Annotated in this window: 16 protein-coding genes and 1 tRNA gene; 7 read left to right on the forward strand and 10 right to left on the reverse strand. The window is 73.5% G+C overall.

What is annotated here, in order from left to right; all coding sequences use genetic code 11:
• The 7 genes from ACFVZW_RS31235 to ACFVZW_RS31265 form a co-directional block, all read right to left on the reverse strand.
• Window positions 1-943, reverse strand: a 943-nt coding sequence (locus tag ACFVZW_RS31235; protein WP_384528370.1) for an NAD(P)/FAD-dependent oxidoreductase, incomplete at its 3' end; no start/stop codon positions are given.
• A complete protein-coding gene (locus ACFVZW_RS31240; protein WP_384528373.1) occupies window positions 940-3,072 on the reverse strand; it encodes a molybdopterin oxidoreductase family protein in 2,133 nt (710 codons plus the stop codon). The genes ACFVZW_RS31235 and ACFVZW_RS31240, both read right to left, overlap by 4 nt.
• Entirely contained in the window at window positions 3,065-4,417 is a 1,353-nt protein-coding gene (locus ACFVZW_RS31245; RefSeq protein ID WP_384528418.1) for an MFS transporter, read from the reverse strand. The genes ACFVZW_RS31240 and ACFVZW_RS31245 overlap by 8 nt, the downstream gene beginning before the upstream one ends.
• Before the next feature lie 116 nt (window positions 4,418-4,533).
• The gene (locus ACFVZW_RS31250) at window positions 4,534-6,015 is read right to left on the reverse strand and encodes a lyase family protein (RefSeq protein WP_384528376.1); all 1,482 of its coding nucleotides are present in this window, start codon (window positions 6,013-6,015) and stop codon (window positions 4,534-4,536) included.
• Window positions 6,016-6,058: 43 nt separating this feature from the next.
• Window positions 6,059-8,080, reverse strand: coding sequence for an FAD/NAD(P)-binding protein (locus tag ACFVZW_RS31255; protein ID WP_384528378.1), 2,022 nt, complete (start codon window positions 8,078-8,080; stop codon window positions 6,059-6,061).
• Entirely contained in the window at window positions 8,077-9,666 is a 1,590-nt protein-coding gene (locus tag ACFVZW_RS31260) for a class I adenylate-forming enzyme family protein (RefSeq protein WP_384528381.1), read from the reverse strand. Before ACFVZW_RS31260 ends, ACFVZW_RS31255 begins: the two co-directional genes overlap by 4 nt.
• Before the next feature lie 198 nt (window positions 9,667-9,864).
• Window positions 9,865-10,317: a GNAT family N-acetyltransferase gene (locus tag ACFVZW_RS31265; protein WP_384528384.1), complete on the reverse strand. Its 453-nt coding sequence runs from the start codon at window positions 10,315-10,317 to the stop codon at window positions 9,865-9,867.
• Between the two features lie 100 nt (window positions 10,318-10,417).
• Here ACFVZW_RS31265 and ACFVZW_RS31270 point away from each other — a divergent pair, with 100 nt between their 5' ends.
• Window positions 10,418-11,401: an NADPH:quinone reductase gene (locus ACFVZW_RS31270; protein ID WP_384528387.1), complete on the forward strand. Its 984-nt coding sequence runs from the start codon at window positions 10,418-10,420 to the stop codon at window positions 11,399-11,401.
• Between the two features lie 241 nt (window positions 11,402-11,642).
• On the forward strand, window positions 11,643-13,613 hold the full coding sequence (locus ACFVZW_RS31275; RefSeq protein ID WP_384528389.1) for a helix-turn-helix domain-containing protein: 1,971 nt from the start codon (window positions 11,643-11,645) through the stop codon (window positions 13,611-13,613).
• Window positions 13,614-13,923: 310 nt separating this feature from the next.
• Here ACFVZW_RS31275 and ACFVZW_RS31280 read toward each other — a convergent pair whose 3' ends face one another.
• Window positions 13,924-15,168: an IS701 family transposase gene (locus tag ACFVZW_RS31280; protein WP_384528392.1), complete on the reverse strand. Its 1,245-nt coding sequence runs from the start codon at window positions 15,166-15,168 to the stop codon at window positions 13,924-13,926.
• Between the two features lie 482 nt (window positions 15,169-15,650).
• The gene (locus ACFVZW_RS31285) at window positions 15,651-16,763 is read right to left on the reverse strand and encodes an LLM class flavin-dependent oxidoreductase (protein ID WP_384528395.1); all 1,113 of its coding nucleotides are present in this window, start codon (window positions 16,761-16,763) and stop codon (window positions 15,651-15,653) included.
• 155 nt (window positions 16,764-16,918) lie between these two features.
• On the opposite strand from ACFVZW_RS31285, the gene ACFVZW_RS31290 reads away from it, so the two are divergent.
• The 5 genes from ACFVZW_RS31290 (at window position 16,919) to ACFVZW_RS31310 (ending at window position 19,989) form a co-directional block, all read left to right on the forward strand.
• Window positions 16,919-17,647 carry a DsbA family protein gene (locus ACFVZW_RS31290; protein ID WP_384528398.1) on the forward strand — a complete coding sequence of 243 codons (729 nt, stop codon included), beginning with the start codon at window positions 16,919-16,921 and terminating at the stop codon, window positions 17,645-17,647.
• A 9-nt stretch (window positions 17,648-17,656) separates the two neighbouring features.
• Window positions 17,657-18,067, forward strand: a complete 411-nt coding sequence (crcB, locus tag ACFVZW_RS31295) for a fluoride efflux transporter CrcB (protein ID WP_384528400.1) — start codon at window positions 17,657-17,659, stop codon at window positions 18,065-18,067.
• Window positions 18,064-18,411 (forward strand): DUF190 domain-containing protein, encoded by a 348-nt coding sequence (locus ACFVZW_RS31300; protein ID WP_384528403.1) that lies wholly within the window; start codon window positions 18,064-18,066, stop codon window positions 18,409-18,411. Before crcB (ACFVZW_RS31295) ends, ACFVZW_RS31300 begins: the two co-directional genes overlap by 4 nt.
• Window positions 18,408-18,761, forward strand: coding sequence for a fluoride efflux transporter CrcB (gene crcB, locus ACFVZW_RS31305; protein ID WP_384528406.1), 354 nt, complete (start codon window positions 18,408-18,410; stop codon window positions 18,759-18,761). The genes ACFVZW_RS31300 and crcB (ACFVZW_RS31305) overlap by 4 nt, the downstream gene beginning before the upstream one ends.
• Before the next feature lie 61 nt (window positions 18,762-18,822).
• Window positions 18,823-19,989, forward strand: coding sequence for a lactate 2-monooxygenase (locus ACFVZW_RS31310; protein ID WP_384528409.1), 1,167 nt, complete (start codon window positions 18,823-18,825; stop codon window positions 19,987-19,989).
• A gap of 115 nt (window positions 19,990-20,104) precedes the next feature.
• Here the strand turns inward: ACFVZW_RS31310 and ACFVZW_RS31315 are convergent.
• A tRNA-Arg gene (locus ACFVZW_RS31315) sits at window positions 20,105-20,177 on the reverse strand.
• Between the last annotated feature and the right edge of the window lie 525 nt (window positions 20,178-20,702).

The raw sequence follows: 20,702 nt of genomic DNA on the forward strand, positions 1-20,702 counted from the left end.
GGGCGGCGGAGCCCGACACCCCCCGGGCGCTCGCGCCCCGCCCCCCCCCCCCCCCGGCCGCCCCCCCCCCCCGCGCCCCCCCCCCCGCCCCCCCCCCCCGGACGGCCGCGGGAGCGGGGGCGTACGCGGCGTCGCCGCCCGTCAGAAGGGTGGCCAGGATCTCCGCCTGCGCCAGGGCGCCGGCGAGGTCCGGGGCGCCCTCGACGTCCCGGGATTCCGTGCATGCGCCGATCGCCCGGATCGAGGGGTCGCTCGTGCGCAGCCGTTCGTCGACGACGACACCGCGCCGGACCGTCAGACCGGCCCGCGCGGCCAGCGTGGTCTCCGGAGCGGTGCCGGTGCACCGCAGGACGGTGTCCGCGCCGAGCGTGTCGTCCGCCGGGACGTACGCGCCCAGCCGCAGCTCGATCCCCCACGACTCGAGGCGCGCGGCGACCAGCTGGCCGGAGATCTCGTCCAGGTGGTGGTGCATCGGATACGGGCCGGGGTGGGCCAGGACCACGCGGTGGCCGCGCCTGCGCAGCGCCGTCGCCGTCTCCACGCCCAGGACGCCTCCGCCCACCACGGCCACCTTGCCGCGCACCGGGCGGGCGCAGTCGGCGAGGGTGTGCACATCGCCGGCCGGCCGCGCGCCGGTCGCCAGGACCAGCGTGTCGTAGCCGAGGCGCGTCCCGTCGGCGCACCGCACGGTCCGCCGCTCCCGGTCGATCGCGAGGGCCCGCAGACCCGTCCGTACCCGCACCCCCGACGGTGGCGGCGGGAGCGTCAGCGCGCCCGGCGGCAGGCTGCCGGCCAGGACCGAACCGAGCAGGGTGCGCTGGTACGCGGGGTGTGGCTCGTCGCCCAGGACGGTGACCGGGCCCTCGTGTCCCAGGGCCGCGAGGCGGGCGGTGAGCCGGTGCGCGGCGAGGCCGTTGCCGACGACCAGGATCCGCCCGTTCACGCGGTCACCGCAGCCTGCGCGGCGCCGTCCGCGCTCACCGGAGTCCGCACCGGTTCGACCCGTACCGCGCTCACCTTGAACTCCGGCATCCCGCTCCGCGGGTCGAGCGCCCCGCCGGTGAGCAGGTTCGCCCGCCCGTCGCCCGGGAAGTGGAACGGCAGGAACACCGTGTCCGTCCGCAGGCTCTCCACCAGACGCACCCGCGCCACCACCGAGCCCCGCGCCGACACCACCCGGGCGAGCGCGCCCGCCTCCACGCCCGCCCGCCGGGCCGCGTCGGGGTGGATCTCCACGTACGGATCGGGCTCGGCCTCGTTGAGGCGCCGTACCCGCCGGGTCTGCGCCCCCGACTGGTAGTGGGCCAGAACCCTGCCGGTCGTCGCGTACAACGGCAGTTCGGAGTCGGGCAGTTCGGCGGAGTCGCGGTGCTCGACCGGCAGGAAGCGGGCCCGCCCGTCAGGATGCGCGAAACCGTCCAGGAAGAGTCGGGGCGTGCCCGGATGCGCGGGCCCCGACGGCACCGCGGGGCACGGCCAGTGCAGCGCCTCGCCCGCGTCGAGCCGTTCGTAGCTCACCCCGGAGTAGTCCGCCCGGCCGCCCTCCGTCGCGCGCCGCAGCTCCTCGAAGACCTCCCGCGGCCGGGCCGGATACCGCTCGGCCGGCTCCCCGAGCCGTACCGCGAGCCCGCGCAGCAGCTCCAGGTCGCTCCGCACCCCCGGCGGAGGATCGAGCAGCGCCCGCCGGCGCAGCACCCGCCCCTCCAGATTGGTCAACGTGCCCTCCTCCTCGGCCCATTGGGTCACCGGCAGGACGACGTCCGCCATCCGCGCGGTCTCGGATGGGACGAAGTCCGCCACCACCAGCAGGTCGAGCGCGGCGAGCCGTTCGGTGACGTGCCCGGCATGCGGGGCGGAGACCACCGGGTTCGAGCCGAACACGAGCAGGGCGCGCGGACCGTGGGACGTCCCCAGCGAGTCGAGGAGTTCGTACGCGCCGGGTCCCGGCCCCGGAAGGGAGGCGGCGTCCACGCCCCACACCCCGGCCACGTGCTCACGCGCCGCCGGGTCCGTGATCATCCGGTAGCCGGGCAGCTGGTCCGCCTTCTGGCCCAGTTCCCGCCCGCCCTGTCCGTTGCCCTGGCCGGTCAGACAGCCGTAGCCGCTGCCCTCCCGGCCCGGGAGCCCCAGCGCGAGCGCCAGATTGACGAAGGCGGAGACCGTGTCGGCGCCCTTGCTGTGCTGTTCGGCGCCCCGCCCCGTCAGGACGTAGGCCCGTCGGGCGTCGGCGAGCAGCCGCACCGCCTCCCGCTGGTCCGCGACCGGCACCCCGGTCACCCGCTCGGTCCGCTCCGGCGTCCAGGGCAGCGCCCGCTGCCAGGCCGCCTCGAAGCCGTTCGTCCGCTCCCGGACGAAAGCGTGGTCGAGCCGTCCGTCGAGCACCGCCAGCTGCAACAGACCGAGTGCCAGGGCGAGATCGGTGCCGGGGGTCGGCCGCAGGTGCAGTGCGGCCCGCTCGGCGGTCGGGGTGCGGCGCGGGTCGAGGACGATCAGCGCGGCCCGGTCCAGATGGCGCATCAGCGGCGGCATCGTCTCGGCCGGATTCGCCCCCGCGAGCAGCACCACGTCGGCGCGCCCGAGATCGGTGACCGGGAACGGCAGGCCCCGGTCGACGCCGAAGGCGGCGTTGGAGGCGGCGGCGGCCGAGGACATGCAGAAGCGGCCGTTGTAGTCGATCCGGCTGGTGCGCAGCGCGAGCCGGGCGAACTTGCCCAGCAGATACGCCTTCTCGTTGGTGAGCCCGCCGCCGCCGAAGACGCCGACAGCGTCCGGGCCGTGCTCCTTCCGGATCGCCCGCAGCCGCCCCGCGACCAGGTCGAGGGCGGCGTCCCAGCCGGCCGGGACGAGCCGTCCGTCCCCGCCGCGCACCAGCGGCTCCCGCAGCCGGTCGGCCACGGTGAGCACGTCCGGCGCGGTCCAGCCCTTCTGGCACAGACCGCCCTGGTTGACCGGGAAGGCCGACGGGGCGACGGACACCTCGCCGAGGGCGCGGCTGAGCTTCGTACCGCACTGCAACGCGCAGTACGGGCAGTGCGTATGGACGGTACGGGAGCCGGGGCCGCGGTCAGACACGGGTGACTCCACGGCGTACGGGCGGGGCCTCCAGTGGCCGGCGGGCGCGGGCGACGGGGCGCAGATAGACCGCCCAGGTGACCGCCACGCACAGTGCGTAGAAGCCGAGGAAGGCGAGGAACGCGGGGGCGCCGCTGCCGCTCTCGGAGCCGTACGCCGCGCGGAAGGCCAGGTTCACCGCGACGCCGCCGAGCGCGCCGACGGCGCCCGCGATCCCGATCACGGCCCCGGAGAGGCGCCGGGCGCGGGCGAACGCCGCCGTGGCGTCCGCGCCGTCGGTGACCTCACGGCCGGCCTGCTCGGCGAAGACGGCCGGGATCATCTTGTACGTGGAGCCGTTGCCGATCCCCGTGAGCACGAACAGGACGGTGAAGCCGCCGACGAACAGCCCGAACGACCCCTGCGCGGAGGCGAGGAGCAGTCCGCCGGTCCCGGCCGCCATCGCCACGAACGTCCACGCGGTCACCAGGGCCCCGCCCCAGCGGTCCGCGAGCCGTCCGCCGAAGGGGCGCGCGAACGAACCGAGCAGCGGGCCGAGGAAGGTGTACGACGCCGCTTCCAGCGGGCTGGAGCCGAACTGGGTCTGCAGGACCAGGCCGAAGGCGAAGCCGTACCCGATGAACGAGCCGAACGTGCCGATGTAGAGCAGCGAGATCCACCATGTGTGCGGGGTGCGCAGGGCGTCGCGCTGGGAGCCCTTTTCGCTCCGCACCGGCGCCAGGTTGTCCATCCGCAGGGCGGCGAGGAGCGTGACGGCGACGATCAGCGGGAGGTAGAACGCGGCGACGTAGGCGGGGTGGGTGTCGCCCACGGTGGCGATGACGAGCAGACCCAGGAGCTGGACGACGGCGACCCCGAGGTTGCCGCCGCCCGCGTTGAGCCCGAGGGCCCAGCCCTGGTGGCGCTGCGGGAAGAAGGCGGTGATGTTCGTCATCGAGGACGCGAAGTTGCCGCCGCCGACGCCGCCGAGCGCGCCGATGACGAGGAACACCCACAGGGGCGTGCCGGGCCGCTGCACGAAGTACGCGGCGGCGGAGGCGGGGACGAGCAGGACGGCGGTCGCGAACACGGTCCAGTTGCGGCCGCCGAAGCGGGTGACGGCATGGCTGTACGGGAGCCTCAGCACCGCGCCGACGAGGGTGGGGGTGACGACGAGGAGGAACTTCTCGCCGGGCGTGAACGGCAGCCCGATGCGCGGCGACATGAAGAGGACGAGGACCGACCACATGCTCCAGACGGAGAAGCCGATGTGCTCGGAGGCGACGGAGAGCACGAGATTCCGCCGCGCGATCCGCTTCCCCCGGGCCTCCCAGAACCGGACGTCCTCGGGGTCCCAGTCGTCGATCCACCGGGAACGGGGGCCGGGGCGGGCCGGGGCCGGGGACGGTCGCTCCGGCCGCGCCGGGGGTGCGGACTCGGGCCCCGGCCCGGACCCGAGCCCGGGCCGGGGGCCGGTGGTGCTCACGACGCGCCCTTCAGCGCCCGGTCCACCAGGGGGCCCGCCGCGCCCGTGTAGGCGGCCGGGTCGCAGAGCGCGTCGACCTCGGCCCGGTCCATGACGCCGGCGAGTTCCGGGGAGTCCGCGAGGACCTCGGGCAGCGGGCGGCCGTCCCGGTCCGCCGTCACCGACGCCCAGGTGAGCAGCTCCTTCGCGGCGGCCTTCCCGAGGCGGGGAGCGAGCACGGCCGCGATCCGCTCGGAGACGATCTGGCTGCCGGTGAGCGCGACGTTCTCCCGCATCCGCTCGGCCCGCACCTCCAGGCCCTCGACCAGCTCGGCGGCCGTGTGCGCGGCGCCGCCGGTCAGCCGCAGGCACTCTCGCAGCAGCTGCCACTCGGCATGCCAGACCCCGGCCGACCGCTCGTCCTCGGCGACGAGGCACTGCGCCAACGCGCCCGCGAGCGCGGGCACCTGGAGCGCGGCGGAGCGGATGAGCGTGGCCAGCACCGGGTTGCGCTTGTGCGGCATCGCCGACGACGCCCCGCGGCCGGCCCCGCCCGACGGCTCGGCGACCTCGCCGACCTCGGTCCGCGCGAGCGACTGCACATCGATCGCGACCTTCCCGAGCGCCCCGGTGGCGAACGCGAGCGCGAACGCCAGATCGGCGACGGGCGCCCGCAGCGCGTGCCACGGCACCAGCGCGGTCCGGAGCCCGGTCTCCTCCGCGAACGCCTCGACGAGCGCCTCGTGATAGGCCCGGACGTCGAACCCGCCGCTCTCCGGCACGGGGCCGGTCCCATCGGCATCGCCGGCCGGCACCGGGCCCGCCACGTCGGCGCCGCCGGACCCCGCCTCGGCCTCCGTCGCCAGCCGGGCGTACTCCACGTATCCCGCCAGCGTTCCCGCCGCGCCGCCCAGGGAGACCGGGAGGGTCCCCTGGACGCGGGCCAGGCGGTCGTCGGCCGAGAGGAGCAGGGTGTGCCAGCCCGCGGCCTTGAGGCCGAAGGTGGTCGGGACCGCGTGAAGGGTGAGGGTGCGGCCGGCGATCAGGGTGTCGCGGTGGCGTTCGGCGAGTGCGGCCAGCGCCGCCGCCGTACGGGACAGGTCCGCGCGGATCAGCCGCAGCGCACGGTCCGCGACCAGCATCGCCCCGGTGTCGAAGATGTCCTGGCTCGTCGAGCCCCGGTGGACGTACTCCGCGGCCGCCGGGTCCTCCGCCGCGACCACCCGTGTCAGCGCCTGTACCAGGCCGACCACCGGGTTCGCGGTCTCGCGGGCCGCGAGGGCCAGGGCGCGCACGTCCAGGCGCTCCGCGCGCGCCGCGTTGGAGACGGCCCGCGCCGCCCGCTCCGGGACCGTTCCGAGCCGCGCCTGCGCCCGGACCAGCGCCGCCTCCGCGTCCAGCATGGCCTGCAGCCACGCCTGGTCGCCGACCGCCGCCTCCACGGGCGTTCCGGCCCGCACGGGCGAGAGGAGCCCCGCGTCGTCGTAGGACCGGGTCACACGATCACCCCGGCGCGCCCGGACGCCCCGTCATGACGCCCGCTCACACGATCACCCCGGCGAGTTCCGTCGCGGCCTCCTGCGTCACCGGCCGTACCCCCGACGGCACATGAGCGGTCGGCGGCAGCGCGCACAGCGCCCGCGCGATCGCGTCCGAGTCGCCGAGGGTCACCGAGTCGACGCCCGGCCGGATCCCGGCCGCGGTCACCCAGTGCACGGACTCGGTCGGCACGCCGTACGCGAACCGGCGCGGATGCGGACGGCCGCGGCCGTCCACCACCCGGTACGGCCGCTCCGTGATGGCCAGGCCCCCGGTCTCGTAACTCGTCCCGCAGGAACCGGGGATCCGGTACGGCGCCGCCTGGTCGGTGTCGAGCAGGTGCAGCAGCAGCGGGTCCTGCGTGCGCCGCACGTCCGGCTCCGGCAGCCGCGCCTCGATCAGCACCGTCGCCCGCACCGGCGGCCCCGGCACCGTGTCCGACGCGGCCACGAACGACGGCGCCGCCGCGTCGAGCCGGATCTGCGTGCCCGGACCGGTGACCTCCAGGACACCCGCCTCGATCAGCGCGATCATCTCCTCGATGCGGGAGGCCGGCGGCCCGATCGACAGGAAGCCGTTGAGCGGGGTGTACCAGCCCTCCAGGTCGTCACGGTGCGAGTTGCCCTCCAGGCCGCCGTGGTCGACGGCGAGGCGGACCTCGTTGCGCAGGTCCCGCAGCACGTCCAGCGCCGCCTTGAGCGGGCCGTCCACATTGCCCGCCCGCGCCTCCACGACGTCCCGCTCCAGGTGGCCGAGGAGCCACGCCCGGAAGTCGTCCCGGCTGGTGAACTCCCGCTCCCCGTAAGGTCGCGACAGCCTCTCCCAGTCCCAGCGGCGGGGCTCCTCGAAGCCGTACGAGGCCACCAGCGCCGCCCGGTCGGACTCCTCGGCCGCGGCCAGGTACCGCGTGGTGAACCCCTCGCGCTCGGCGCCGCGCCCCAGGGAGTCCAGGAGCGTGCCGTAATAGACGCTCTCCACCTCCCGCGAGATCACCGGCCACAGGTCCTGCGCGAAGTTCACCCGCTCGCCGTCGACGTTCCGGGCCCGCAGCCGGGCGATGAACTCCGGGGTCAGCAGCTGCGGCAGATAGCGCCCGTACGCGCCCTTCTGGTTCTCCCCGCGCGCGTGGTACGGCACCCCGCGCCGGGAGGACGCGAACAGCTTCGGCTCCCGTCCCGACGCGCGGTACACCAGACGGCCGTCGCGCCGCTCGAAGACCCCGCCCCGCCCGGCCGTGAACAGCGCCATGTGGTCGAAGAAGTTGAGCCCCAGGCCGCGCAGCAGCACGTGCCGGCCCGGCTCGATGCCGCTCAGGTCCAGGTCCGCCGGGTTGGCGGGCGTGATGTAGCGCAGGTTGTGGATCCGGGCCAGGCTCGCCGTACGGGCCTCACGGGCCGTCAGCCGGGCCGGCACATGGCCTTGGGCGAGAACCACTCCGTCGAGGTGGTTGAGCCGGGTGCCGTCCTCGAGCCGTACGCCCTGCGGGCCGCCCGGCACCCCGTGGGTGTCGGCCATCGCGACCGCCCGCGACCGGTGCAGGCGCACCGTGATGTGACCGGGCGCGCGGGCCACCACCCGCTGGAAGGAGTCGTGCAGATACCGGCCGTAGAAGGCCCGCGAGGGGTACGAGTCCGGGCCGAGCCGGCGCGCCTCCTCCAGGGTCGCCTCGTCGTACCCGTCGGCGCCCGCGCTCTGCGCCCGCGCGCCGTCCTCGGTGAGCACGGCGAGCGCCGCGAGCTCCTGCGCCCACTCGTAGAGGCTGGGACCTGGCTCGACGGGGCCCTCGATCCGGGCGCTGTCGTCGGTGTACACGGTCACCTGCGAGGCGACCGTGTTCATCAGCAGGTGCCGCGACTGCTCCGTCCGCCACACCGCCCCGGCGCCCGGGGCCGCCGGGTCGACGACATGGAGGGTCAGGGTCCGGTGGGTGGGCGCGATCCGCTCGTTGGCGCAGATCCGCTCCAGGACCGACAGGCCGCGCGGTCCGGCGCCGACGATGCAGTACTCCGCATGCGTGTCGTTCATGCTCGGTCCCCTGTGGTCGACGCGGTGCCGGCGGCGAGCAGCTTCGCCAGCTCGAGCCGCTTGATCTTGGTGGTGGCGGTCTGCGGCAGCTCACCGAGCCGCCACTGGACCGGCTCCGCCATCGGCGGCAGCGTGGCCGCCGCCGCCTTCCAGGCCGCCGGGTCGAGCGGGCGGTCGTCCTTGGTGCACACCACCGGGACGGCCCGGCCGTCGGTGCCGGGGATGATGATGACCTCGGCCAGCTCAGGCAGCTTCCCGAAGAGCGTGTCCTCGGCGGCGAGCGTGGAGCCGAAGCCCTCGATCAGGTCGACCTCCCGGTCGAGCAGATGCACACAGCCCCACTTGGTGCGGTAGCCGACGTCGCCCATCCGCCACCAGCCGTCCGCGGACACCTGCTGGTCGTACCGCTCCTGCTCGCCGAGGTAGGTGACGATCCGGCCGTCGCTGCGCACCTCGATGTAGCCCGGGTTCTCCGGTGAGGGCTCCTTGCCGTCCCGGCCGACCACCCGCACGTCCGTCATGCCCGGGAAGGGGCGGCCGACACAGCGTCCGTCGTCGTCGAGCGAGCGGCGCCGGGTGAAGGCGCGGACCACGGCGGGGCCGACCTCGCTCTGCCCGTACAGCTGGCCGAAGAGCGGCGCGCGCCGCTTCGTGGCGCGCAGCAGGGTGTGCACGGTCCGCGGGTGGATCGCGTCGAAGGTGGAGGAGAACAGCTTCACGTTGGACAGCGGCCCGCGCGGGTCGCTCGCCAACTCCTCCCACTCCATGAAGGAGTTGGGGTGCGCCTCCAGGATGCCGGGCTTCAGCCGGGCGAACAGGTCGGCGGCCTGCTTGGCGTCCGGATCGGCGAGCACGATGATCGGGAAGCCCCGGAAGAGGGAGATCGCGAGCGCGGTGAAGAGCCGCGAGTGCACGAACGACACGTGCATCGCGATCGTCTCGCGGCCGCGGATCAGCGGTGCGACGGCGGAGATCTGCGGGCGGTAACGGGCCTGCAGCGTACGGCCGGTGTGCACGGCGAGCTTCGGGGTGCCGGTCGTGCCCGAGGTGTGCGTGATCAGGGTCGGGTGCTCCGGCGGCATCGTCACGGCGGGGACCCGCGCCACGCCCGCGAGGCCGGCCAGCTCCGTGGCGCCCTCATGGCTGCCGGAGGCCAGCAGCACCTTCCCGGCGAGCTCGAAGACCTCCGGCGGCAGCTCCTTCTCCAGCTTCGCCGCGTCGGTCAGCAGGAACGGCCGGTCCGTGCGCCGCACCAGCTCCGCGGCGGTCGCGCCGTCCAGCTTCGGCGACAGGAGCACCGGTACGGCCCCGATGCGGGCGATGGCGCAGGACAGCAGCGTGATGTCGAAGCCGTCGGACTTGTATACGACGACCCGCTCCCCGGGGCGTACCTTCGCCGCCCACAGCCGGGACGCGAAGTCGTCGATCAGGTCGGCGATCTCCGCGACCGTCGTGCGTCGTCCGAGGTCGGGCGCGATGTCGAGGTCGTGGTCGAGGATCACCACGTTCGCCGGATGCCGGGACGCCGCTCGCTCGAACAGCGTGCCCAGCCGGATTCCACGGTTTCCAATGCGCTGCAGCAGCATGTCCCCAGGCTTTCGTCAGTAGAAATGCCGAGTTCGGCAGAGATCAGCAGTGATCGGCAGAGGTCGGCAAGGCGAATTCGGGCCGCTCCCGCAGGAATGCGCGGGTGAAGAAGGGCGGACGGAGAATGGACGGAGCTATTTCGCCGTTCTCGGAAGGGGATACTGCTGAGCGCCCGGGGAGATGGTCAACGAAGCCAATCAGGGTACGTCAAGTCCGGTGCCCAACTCCTCTGCGAAGTGGAGGGCCACGATGTTCATCCGCTGTGCGTGGTAGAAGCGTTGTGCGCCGTGGTTGACCGTGCCCGTGTCGAGTTCCATCCGTACGCAGCCGGCCCGCCGGCCCCGCTCCCGCAGTTCGTCGAGAAGGCGCGCCCCCACGCCGGCCGAGCGGGCGGCGGAATCGGTGACGAGGTCGTCCACGAAGAGCAACCGGCCCCGGCTGGTGGCCAGTACGCGGTGGGAGGCCACGCCGAGGCAGCGCCCGGTGGCGTCGCGGGCGGCGGTGAAGACCAGGCCCTGCCGGTGGGCCGCCGTCGCGAACTCCAGGAAGCCGTCCGCGTCCAGGCCGGGCCGCAGGGCCCGGATCAGGGAGCCGACGTCGGTACCGAACGCGGGCTCGTCCGGAGTGAGATCGGTCATTGTCAATTCCATGAACGTCAGCCTAGGACCGTAATGCCGCACGATCCGGCCGAGTTGACACACCATGGGGCACGCGGGAGAAATCACGGAACGTCCCTGTCAGTATCCGGCTATGCGCGCTGCCTACATCGAAGAGCTCGGACCGCCGGAAGCGATTCATTACGGAGAACTGGCCGAACCACGCCCCGGGCCCACGGATGTTCTGGTCGACGTCCTGGCCACCACGGTCAATCCGGTCGACACATTCGTACGGTCCGGAGTCTTCAGCACGCCGTTGCCCTTTCCCTTCGTGATCGGCCGCGATCTCGTCGGCCGGGTCGTGGAGAGCGGAGCGGGCGCCACCGGATTCACCACCGGCGATCTGGTGTGGAGCAACAGCCTGGGCCACGAGGGGCGTCAGGGCGCCGCGGCCGAGAAGGCCGTGGTCGCGGCCGACCGCCTCTACCGGCTCCCGGCGGGAGTCGACCCCGAGACCGCCGTCGCCGTGGTCCACCCGGCGGCCACCGCGTACCTCGGACTGTTCACGCACGGCCGCGTACGGGCCGGGGAGACGGTCGTGGTCGCGGGCGCGGCCGGCAACGTCGGCAGCGCGATGGTCGCCCTCGCCGTGTGGGCGGGGGCACGGGTGATCGCCACCGCGCGGCAGCGGGACGCGGCGTACGTCGCCTCGCTGGGCGCCTCGGAGGTCTTCGACTACACCGATCCCGCCGCGCACGAGCTGATCCGCAAGGCGGCCCCGGACGGCGTCGACGCCTACCTCGACGCCTCCGGCACCAACGACCTCGCGCACAGCGTGGACCTGCTGGCCCGCCGGGGCCGGATCGTGCTCCTCGCGGGCGCCCGCAGCCGTCCCGTCCTGCCCGCCGGGCAGCTCTACATGAAGGACGGCTCGATCGCGGGCTTCGTCATCTCGCACGCCACCACGGCCGAACTGGCCGAGGCCGCCGATGCGATCAACCACCTCCTCGCCGCAGGGCTGCTGTGTCCCCGCGAGATCGAGGTCCGCCCGCTGAGCGAGGCCGCCGAGGTCCACCGCCGCATCGAGACGACGGGCCCGCACGGCACCCGGCTGGTGCTCCGCACGCCGGGGGCGTGAAGCGAGGGGCCCTTCCCGACTCCCCACCCCGGTCGACCACCTTCCGTCCATCCCCCCGGGCGGAAGGTGGTCCCACGACACCGCTCACCGTGCCCGGCGGTGATCTCCCCACCCTGCTCACGCGGCGGGAACGAAGTGGCCGAGGTCACCGTTGACCCTCTCTCGGAGCCGAATTAGTTTCGGCCAGCGGTACGGGATTCCTCCGGGGCTCCCGGTTTCTCTCAACAACGGGGGTTGGGACATGTCCAAGCACGGCGCGGACGGCGGCGGGGGCACCGACGCGCTCGCGGTTCTGGAGCTGCTGGCCCAACAGGCCCCACCCAGCCGCTACGAGACACTGCTCCACGAGGCCCGCGGCGCGGGCGCCCCGGCGGACGAACTGGCCCGGCTCGAACGGGCCGTCCACCTCGCGACCGGAATCTCCTCCTCCTTCGACCGCCGCGAGCAGCGCGAGGCCGGCCTCGCCGCCCTCGTCGACACCGCCCGCGACCTGACGCTGCCTTACGACCTCGACAGCCTGCTGCGGGTCATCACCCGCCGCGCCAAACGGCTCCTGTTCCTCGACATGGCGTACGTCAGCCTGCGCGACACGAACGGCTCCTCGTACGTCCACACCACCGAGGGCTCCCACACCGGGCTCACCAACGGCCTGCGCCTGCTCGAAGGCCACGGCCTCGGCGGCGAGGCCCACGCCCACGGCGAACCCGCCTGGACCTCCGACTACCTGGAGGACGACCGCTTCCCGCACGCGCGGTCGGTCGACGAGGTCGTCAGGGCCGAGGGTCTGCATGCCGTCATGGCCATCCCGATGCGCAGCGGGGACACGACCGTCGGCGCGCTGTACGGGGCGGATCGCAGGGTCCGCCACTACACCCCCGACGAGATCGGGCTGATGTCCTCACTGGCCGACCTCGCCGCCGTCGCCATCGAGAAGGCCGGCCTCCTCGACCAGACCCGCGCCGAGGTCACCGAACTGGAGCTGGACAGCTCCCGGGCCAGGTCCAGCCTCACCCGGATGCGGCACGTCAGCGAGGCGCACAGCCGGATCATGAACCTCGTCCTGGCGGGCGGGGACCTGTGCAACGTCGCCAAGGCCGCGGGGGACGCGCTCGACGGCACCGTCGTGATCCGCGATCCGGGTGGCCGCAGGCTCGCCTCCGGCGGCGAGATCCCGGGCCTCGACGAGGAGTCCGTGGCGAAGGCGTCGCTGGACGCGCACGCCGGCCGCCGGCCCGTCGTGACCGGGGACAACACCTGGGTCGCACCCGTCATCGCGGGCTCCGAGGACCTCGGCGTCCTGGTGATGCGCGCGGACACGGGACTGACCGGGGAGGACGAGCGGCTGCTCGAACTGGCCGCGCAGTCCGTCGCGTTCCTGCTCCTGATGCAGCGCTCCACGGCGGTCGCCGAGGGCCCGGTCCGCGACGAGCTCCTCGACGACCTGCTCGCCGACCCGCAGCACGCCCCTCCGCAGCAGCTGGTGCAGCGCGCCGGCCGCCTCGGCATCGACCTGCGCAAGCCGCACGTCCTGGTGGTGGCCCGGCCGGAGGGCGGGGAGCAGGGGCGGGCCGTGGTGTGGGCGTCCTCGTACGCGTACCGGATGTCCGGTCTGAAGACGGTGCAGGGCGGCTGCCTCGTCCTGCTGCTGCCCGGGCTCGACGCCTCGGCCGCCGCCCGTGCGGTCTCCGGCGAGCTGGCCCCGCTGCTCGGCCACCCGGTCTCGGTCGCCGCGGCGGGCCCCGGCTGGAGTCCGGACGGGGTGGGCCGGATGTATCTGGAGGCCATGCGCTGCCTGGACGCGATGAGCGCGCTGGGCGGTTCGGGGTCCGCGGCGTCCGTGCAGGACCTGGGGTTCCTGGGGCTGCTGCTCTCCGACGACCACGACGTGGACGGCTTCATCGAGTCGGCGATCGGTCCCGTACTGGAGTACGACGCCGAACGGTTCACGGATCTGACGCGCACGCTGGAGGCGTACTTCGCGTCGGGCGGCAGTCCGACGAACGCGGCGGAGGCGCTGCACGTCCATCCGAACACGGTCTCGCGGCGGCTGGAGCGGATCGGCGAACTCCTCGGCGCGGAGTGGCAGAAGCCGGGCCAGGTCCTGGAGGTCCAGCTGGCCCTCCGCCTCCAGCGCACCCGGGACGTCCTGGCCCAGCAACGCGGCACCGACACCACCCGCCCGTCCCCGGACGCCCCCCGGCCGCCGTCGTGACGCGCGGAGGCGGAGACGCCCTGACGCGGTGACACGGGGTCGCGACCACGACGTCCTGAGCCACCGGGCGGCACTGTCGGTCCCGTTGTCGTGCGCGCCGGGGCGGGGCTGTCGGTCCCGTTGTCGTGCGCGCCGGGGCGGGGCTGTCGGTCCCGTTGTCGTGCGCGCCGGGCGGCACTGTCGGTCCCGCTGTCGTGCGCGCTGGGCGGCACTCTCGGTCCCGCCCTCGTGACGCGTCGGGGCGGGAGGTGTCCGGCCTCTTGACCAGCCGGGGCGGGGGGCACGGTGGCCGTCCCCGCCCCGGCCGGTGTCAGCCGGCGGAGCCGTACGCGGCGTCCCAGTCCGTCGCCAGGACCGTCGCCGCGTGGGCCGCCGAGGCCAGGGTGATGTGGCGGTGCCAGCCGCGGAACGAGCGGCCCACGAAGTCCCGCAGCCCCGCACCCTCGCCGACCTGGGTGAAGTCGCGCTCCACCCGCCCGGCCAGCTTCGTCAGCCTGAGCAGCGAGCCGACCGTCGAGCCGTTCAGATCGGTGATCCACAGCCGGGCCGGGGGCCGCCGCGGGTCGTCCCACTCGCCGAGCAGCAGCAGCGGACGCATCCGTTCCCCCGCGGGCGCCGGCAGCGCCACCCGTACCACCGTCGCCAGCGACGTACGCGAGGTCCGCGCGCCGGTCGCCGTGTCCAGCCAGCTCACCGGGCGGCGCAGGCCCTTGAGCGACTCCAGGATCTGCTGGGCCGGCAGCGGCCCGGCGCCGAAGCCGGGCAGCGCCCGGTCCGCGACCGCGAGCCTGCACGTCGCACCGATCCGAGCGACGACCGGAACACCCGCGCCGGCCAGCCGGTTCAGCGCCGCCCGCCCCGCGCCGCCCCGGATGTCGAGCAGCACCGGCTTGCGGGTGACGGCCTGCCAGCGCGCCGTGTCGAGCGCCGCAGCGACCGCGCACTCCTCCAGCGTCTCCTCGCCCGCACCCTCCGGAACCTCCGCCCGGTCGCGCCGGGTCCGGTCCTTCACCCACGGATCGGGCAGGAACAGCCGCCAGTTGACCGGAACGCTCAGTTCCTCCGCGGCGAACCACACGCCGAACGCCTGCTGACCCCGGAAGACCTGCCCGCGCTCGGGGTCGAACCGGCGGTCCACGCCCACCGAGTGCTCGCCGGCCTTCGGTATCGGCATCGACCGCACCACCCACGCCTGCGGGCAGCTGTTCTGCTCCAGGAACCCGGCGAGCGCGGCCCGCATCGGCCGCCAGTCCCAGGTGGAGCTGGAGATGAAGTGGTGCAGGCTCTGCTCGGCGGCCGGCCCGCCGATCTGCGCCGCGATGTTACGGATGGACTTGCGGCCCTGCGCGGTCAGCAGCCCCCGGAGGTACTGCTCCGCCTTCAGCCGCTGGTCCCGCCGGGGGAACCCCGAGAAGAGCGTGGCACAGAGCTCGTCGTAGACATCGTCGGCCACCGCGTTCCGGTACGCCGCGGAGTGCGGCACGTGTCCGGTGCGGTGCTGGATTCCCAGTGGATCGAAAAGGGTCCTGCTCTTGGTTGCGACGGATGTACTCACGACACTCCTGCCTACGGTTTTGCAGCTCCCTCCAGCTGCATCTCCACCGTCTCGCCTGGGAGCCCGTGGCACGAGGTGTACCCGGCACCCCACTGGGCCGCCGGATGGTGGTCGGACCACCGTCGCCGGCCCGGGGAGTGCCGCAGCGGGTGTCGGGCCCTGGTCGGACGGCGGGTGGGGTGTGGCCGGACCACCGGAGGCCCCGCGATCGGTCGCGGGAGCCCACGTCGGGACGGCATACCGGGAGGGGGGATCTGACAGACTCTGCGGCCCGGCTTTGACCACCATGCCGCCCGGGTCGACCATCGCAGAACGAGGCGGCACGGGCCGGCCCCTGGTTAATGCCCCAGGCCAGGGACCGCGCCTGTCCGCCTCGCTCACGTCGCGGGGGCCGTTCGGCCCGTTCCGCTTATGGGCCTTCCGCTCACGCGCCGATGCGCGCGCGGGCGCTCGTACCGACTACGCGCGGGCGCTCGTACCGACTACGCGCCGGCCTCCGCGCCGGCCTTCGCGCCGCTCTCCGCGTCGCGCGCCGCCACCCGGGCCGCATGGGTCGGGCCCTCGGGCACGCCGGCCGGGCGCAGGCTCTCCATCTCCTTGCGCAGCACCGGGACGACCTCCTCGCCGAGCAGATCGAGCTGCTCCAGGACCGTCTTCAGCGGCAGACCGCCGCTGTCCACGAGGAACAACTGCCGCTGGTAGTCGCCGACGTACTCGCGGAACGACATCGTGCGGTCGATGACCTCCTGTGGGGAGCCGACGGTCAGCGGGGTCTCGCGCGTGTACTCCTCCAGGGACGGACCGTGGCCGTAGACGGGCGCGTTGTCGAAGTACGGGCGGAATTCCCGTACGGCGTCCTGGGAGTTCTTGCGCATGAACACATGGCCGCCCAGGCCGACGACGGCCTGCTCGGGCGTGCCGTGACCGTAGTGCGCGAACCTCTTCCGGTAGAGGCGGACCATCTTGGCCGTGTGTTCCTTGGGCCAGAAGATGTGGTTGGCGAAGAAGCCGTCGCCGTAGTACGCGGCCTGCTCGGCGATCTCGGGGGAGCGGATGGAGCCGTGCCAGACGAACGGCGGGACTCCGTCCAGCGGGCGGGGCGTCGAGGTGAAACCCTGGAGAGCCGTACGGAAGCGGCCCTCCCAGTTCACCACGTCCTCCCGCCACAGCCGGTGCAGCAGCGCGTAGTTCTCGATGGCCAGCGGGATGCCCTGGCGGATGTCCTGCCCGAACCACGGGTAGACGGGGCCGGTGTTGCCGCGGCCCATCATCAGGTCGACGCGGCCGTCGGCGAGATGCTGGAGCATCGCGAAGTCCTCGGCGATCTTCACCGGGTCGTTGGTGGTGATCAGCGTCGTGGACGTGGAGAGGATCAGCCGCTCCGTACGGGCCGCGATGTGGCCGAGGAGGGTCGTCGGGGAGGACGGCACGAACGGCGGGTTGTGGTGCTCGCCGGTCGCGAAGACGTCGAGCCCGACCTCCTCCGCCTTGCGGGCGATGGCGACCATCGCCTTGATCCGCTCGTGCTCGCCAGGCGTGGTGCCGTCGGTGGGATCGGTGGTCCTGTCCCCGACGGTGAAGATTCCGAACTGCATGACACAACACTCCAAGCCGCCCCAGGAAAGTCCGTCCCCTCCATAGTGCACGACCCGGAGCAGAAACGGAAACTTATCCGGAAAGCCCTCGGTATGGTGACGAAGTCAGTCGCGGCCACTGGACGAGCCGCCCGACGACACCCACGCTCACAGCCATGACTCCCGTACGAGACGCGCAACCGCCCGTCGTCACCGCATGGTCGGACATCGGCTGCCCCTGGGCCTCGCTCGCCCTGCACACCCTGCGGGCCACCGCCGCCGAGCGCGGGCAGGACCTCCTGATCGACCACCGTGCCTTCCCGCTGGAGCTGTTCAACCGCCAGCCAACGCCCAAGCACATCGTCGACGCCGAGATCGTCATGCTCGGCGCCCACCGCCCCGAGCTGGGCTGGCGGCTGTGGGACGCGCCCGCCTGGGAGTACCCGTCGAGCGTCCTGCCCGCCCTCGAAGCCGTCCAGGCGGCGAAGGCGCCCGAGGTGGGTGGGGTGCGCGGCTCCGACCAGCTCGACGCCGGGCTGCGGAAGGCCTTCTACACCGAGCACCGCTGCATAGCGATCCACGCCGTGATCCTCGACGTCGCCGAGGCCTGCCCCGACGTCGACGCCGGCGCCCTGGAGGCCGCCCTCGCGCGCGGCGCGGGCCGGCGCGAGGTGTACGAGCAGTGGCACGAGGCCCAGGGCCCGCAGATCCAGGGCAGCCCGCACTTCTTCGCGGACGGCGGCTACGCGGCGCACAACCCGGGTGCCACCTACGTCTTCACCGGCGACCTGTACGACGGCGGCTTCCCGCGCCTCGACCACTACGACGCGGGCTGGGCGGGGACGCTCCTGGACTCCCTGGTCGCCGAGAGGGCGTCCGACGGCTCGGGGCGGGAGACCGCCTAACCTGACCGCATGGACGTGCGCGGGCAGCTTCCGGTCGTCGCGGTCGTGGCGGCCGGCGGCGCCCTCGGTGCCGCGGCCCGCTACGGCGCGTCGCTCGTCTGGCCCACCCCGGCCGGCGCGTTCCCCTGGACCACGCTCGTCGTGAACGTCTCCGGCTGCGCGGCGATCGGCGTCCTGATGGTGCTGGTCGCCGAGGTCGCCGCCCCGCCCCACCGGCTCGTACGCCCCTTTCTCGGTACGGGCGTCCTCGGTGGCTTCACCACCTTCTCCACGTACGCCCTCGACACACAGCGGCTGCTGAGCGCGGGGGACACGGCCCGCGGCGTGGCATACATGGGAGCGACGGTGGTGGCCGCGATGGCCGCCGTGTGGGCCGCGACCTTCGCGACCCGTGGCGCTCTGGCGAGGAGGACACGATGACGAGACTGGCGGGCAGGGCCCTGCGCGTGACGATCCTCCTCGGCGAGAGCGACACCTGGCACCACCGGCCGCTGTACGCCGAGATCGTGCACCGCGCCCACGAGGCGGGCCTCGCCGGCGCCTCCGTCTTCCGGGGCGTCGAGGGCTTCGGCGCCTCCTCGCTCGTCCACACCACGCGCCTGCTCTCGCTGAGCGAGGACCTGCCCGTCGCCATCGTGATCGTGGACACCGAGGACCGCGTCCGGGACTTCCTGCCCCAGCTCGACGCGCTGGTGACGGAGGGGCTGGTGATCCTCGACGACTGCGAGGTGATCCGGTACGTGGGCCGGGAGGGGCGGGCGTGAACTGGCTGCTCGTCCTCGCGGGCGCCGCGGTCGGCGCGCCGTTGCGCTATCTCACCGACCGCGCCGTCCAGTCGCGCCACGACTCCGTCTTCCCCTGGGGCACGTTCACGGTCAACATCGCCGGCTCGCTCGTCCTCGGCCTGCTGACCGGGGTCTCCTCCGCCCGGACGCATCTGCTGCTCGGCACCGGGCTGTGCGGGGCGCTGACGACGTACTCCACCTTCTCCTACGAGACGTTGAGGCTGTACGAGGGCGGGGCGAAGGGGTACGCGGTGGCGAACGCGGCCGGGAGCCTGGCCGCCGGACTCGGGGCCGTATGGCTGGGTGCGGAGGCCGCACGGGCCTGGTGAGGCGCCGGACTCCGGTGGCAGGGTGCTCCCACGGCGATCTTCCGAAGGGCGGTACCTGCGCATGAACTGGGCGGACTTCCAGTACGAGATCTACCTGAACGGGCTGACCGGAGCCGTACCGCGGCTCCCCACCGATCTGACCCGGCTGGAGGAACTGACCAGCCGGCGGCTCGGCCCGGGCCCCGTCGGTTACGTCGCCGGCAGCGCGGGCGACGGCTCCACCGCCCGTGCCAACCGGGCGGCGCTCGAACGGCGGCGGCTGATCCCGCGGATGCTCCGCGACGTGCGCGAACGCGACCTCTCCGTCGAGCTGTTCGGCCGCCCGCTGCCCGCCCCGATGGCCCTCGCGCCCGTCGGCGTGCTGTCGATCCTGCACCCCGACGCCGAGCCCGCGGCCGCGCGCGCGGCCGCGGCGCGCGGCATCCCGTACATCCTCTCCTCGGCGTCCAGCACGCCGATGGAGCAGGTCGCGGAGGCGATGGGGGAGGGGGAGCGGTGGTTCCAGCTGTACTGGCCGAAGGACGTCGAGGTCGCGCGTTCCTTCCTGGGCCGGGCGAAGGCGGCCGGCTACACGGCGCTCGTCGTCACGCTCGACACGCCGATGCTCTCCTGGCGGCCGCGCGATCTCGACCAGGCGTACCTGCCGTTCCTGCACGGGGTCGGGACGGCGAACTACTTCTCCGACCCGGCCTTCCGCGCGGGCCTGGCGAAGCCGGTGGAGGAGGACCCGAACGCGGCCGTGATGCACTTCGTGTCGATGTTCTCCGACCCGGGCAAGACCTGGTCCGATCTGGCGTTCCTGCGCGAGAACTGGGACGGTCCGATCGTCCTCAAGGGCATCCTCCACCCCGACGACGCCCGCGCGGCAGCCGACGCGGGCATGGACGGCGTGGTGGTCTCCAACCACGGAGGCCGCCAGGTGGCCGGCTCGATCGCGGCCGCCGACGCCCTCCCGGCCGTGGCGGACGCGGTCGGCGACCGTCTGACGGTCCTCTTCGACAGCGGCGTACGCACGGGCGACGACATCGCGAAGGCCCTGGCCCTGGGCGCGGACGGCGTCCTCGTGGGCCGACCGTACGCCTACGGCCTGGCCCTCGACGGCCAGGCGGGCGTGGACCACGTCATCCGCTGCCTCCTCGCCGAACTCGATCTCACCCTGGCCCTGTCGGGCCACGCGACCCCGGCCACCCTGACCCGAGCCGACCTGACGGACGCCGCGACGCACTGAGCCGCGCCGGTCCCGCCGGCCGCCCCACCCCCGGCGGGACCGAGGCGAGCGAAGCGACCCGAATCCCGCCTCCGACCAGCAAAAAGACCCTCCCGAAGGAGGGTCTGTGCTAGTGCGCCCCCGGCAGGACTCGAACCTGCGGCCAAGCGCTTAGAAGGCGCCTGCTCTATCCACTGAGCTACGGGGGCCGGGTGGTGGCCGTGCGGCCGGGAGCCCCTGGTGGGTGGGGCGTGGCCTGCCGGGTCAAGGATAGGGCTCCGATCCCCTTGGCCCGGTTGCTTCACCTGCGTGGCACGATGTGGAGGTTCGGTGAAGCGGAACGATAATCGCAGGCAGGTGCGATTCCCGCAGCGCTTTTCGCGCCACTTGGCCCGGGTGTTGTGTACTCGTTATGCCTGAGGCTCGTGTCATCAGCTGTTCGGTCGGCGCGTAGGACCGTTATACGCTTCAAAATGGCTCCAAAATTGGGCATTCTTCGCATGTGGTGACCTTGGACGAACGGCCTCAGCTGATCGACGCACTCTCCGCCCTGCGCGACTGTGTCGCGGCCGTGCGTCTCCCACTCCCTCTCCCAGGCGCCCCACGCGCCCGGCAGAACCGCGGGGGGGGGGGGGGGGGCACACCCCGCGGGCCTCCGTTACCGGCCGGGGCGTCTCCCCCCGGGTCGCTTTGAAAAAAAAGAGCGCCCCCACACACAGGGAGACACTGGGTGG

The sequence above is a fragment of the Streptomyces sp. NPDC059567 genome (assembly GCF_042735655.1).
In the GTDB taxonomy this organism is placed as follows: Bacteria; Actinomycetota; Actinomycetes; order Streptomycetales; family Streptomycetaceae; genus Streptomyces.

Bases quoted from the DNA above. Each gene is read 5' to 3' on its own strand.
- ACFVZW_RS31265 (WP_384528384.1), bottom strand. From the start codon at position 10,317: ATGGAATTGACAATGACCGATCTCACTCCGGACGAGCCCGCGTTCGGT.
- crcB (WP_384528400.1), top strand. From the start codon at position 17,657: ATGGACGTGCGCGGGCAGCTTCCGGTCGTCGCGGTCGTGGCGGCCGGC.
- ACFVZW_RS31285 (WP_384528395.1), bottom strand. From the start codon at position 16,763: ATGCAGTTCGGAATCTTCACCGTCGGGGACAGGACCACCGATCCCACC.
- ACFVZW_RS31300 (WP_384528403.1), top strand. From the start codon at position 18,064: ATGACGAGACTGGCGGGCAGGGCCCTGCGCGTGACGATCCTCCTCGGC.
- ACFVZW_RS31270 (WP_384528387.1), top strand. From the start codon at position 10,418: ATGCGCGCTGCCTACATCGAAGAGCTCGGACCGCCGGAAGCGATTCAT.
- ACFVZW_RS31290 (WP_384528398.1), top strand. From the start codon at position 16,919: ATGACTCCCGTACGAGACGCGCAACCGCCCGTCGTCACCGCATGGTCG.
- ACFVZW_RS31255 (WP_384528378.1), bottom strand. From the start codon at position 8,080: ATGAACGACACGCATGCGGAGTACTGCATCGTCGGCGCCGGACCGCGC.
- ACFVZW_RS31260 (WP_384528381.1), bottom strand. From the start codon at position 9,666: ATGCTGCTGCAGCGCATTGGAAACCGTGGAATCCGGCTGGGCACGCTG.
- ACFVZW_RS31275 (WP_384528389.1), top strand. From the start codon at position 11,643: ATGTCCAAGCACGGCGCGGACGGCGGCGGGGGCACCGACGCGCTCGCG.
- ACFVZW_RS31310 (WP_384528409.1), top strand. From the start codon at position 18,823: ATGAACTGGGCGGACTTCCAGTACGAGATCTACCTGAACGGGCTGACC.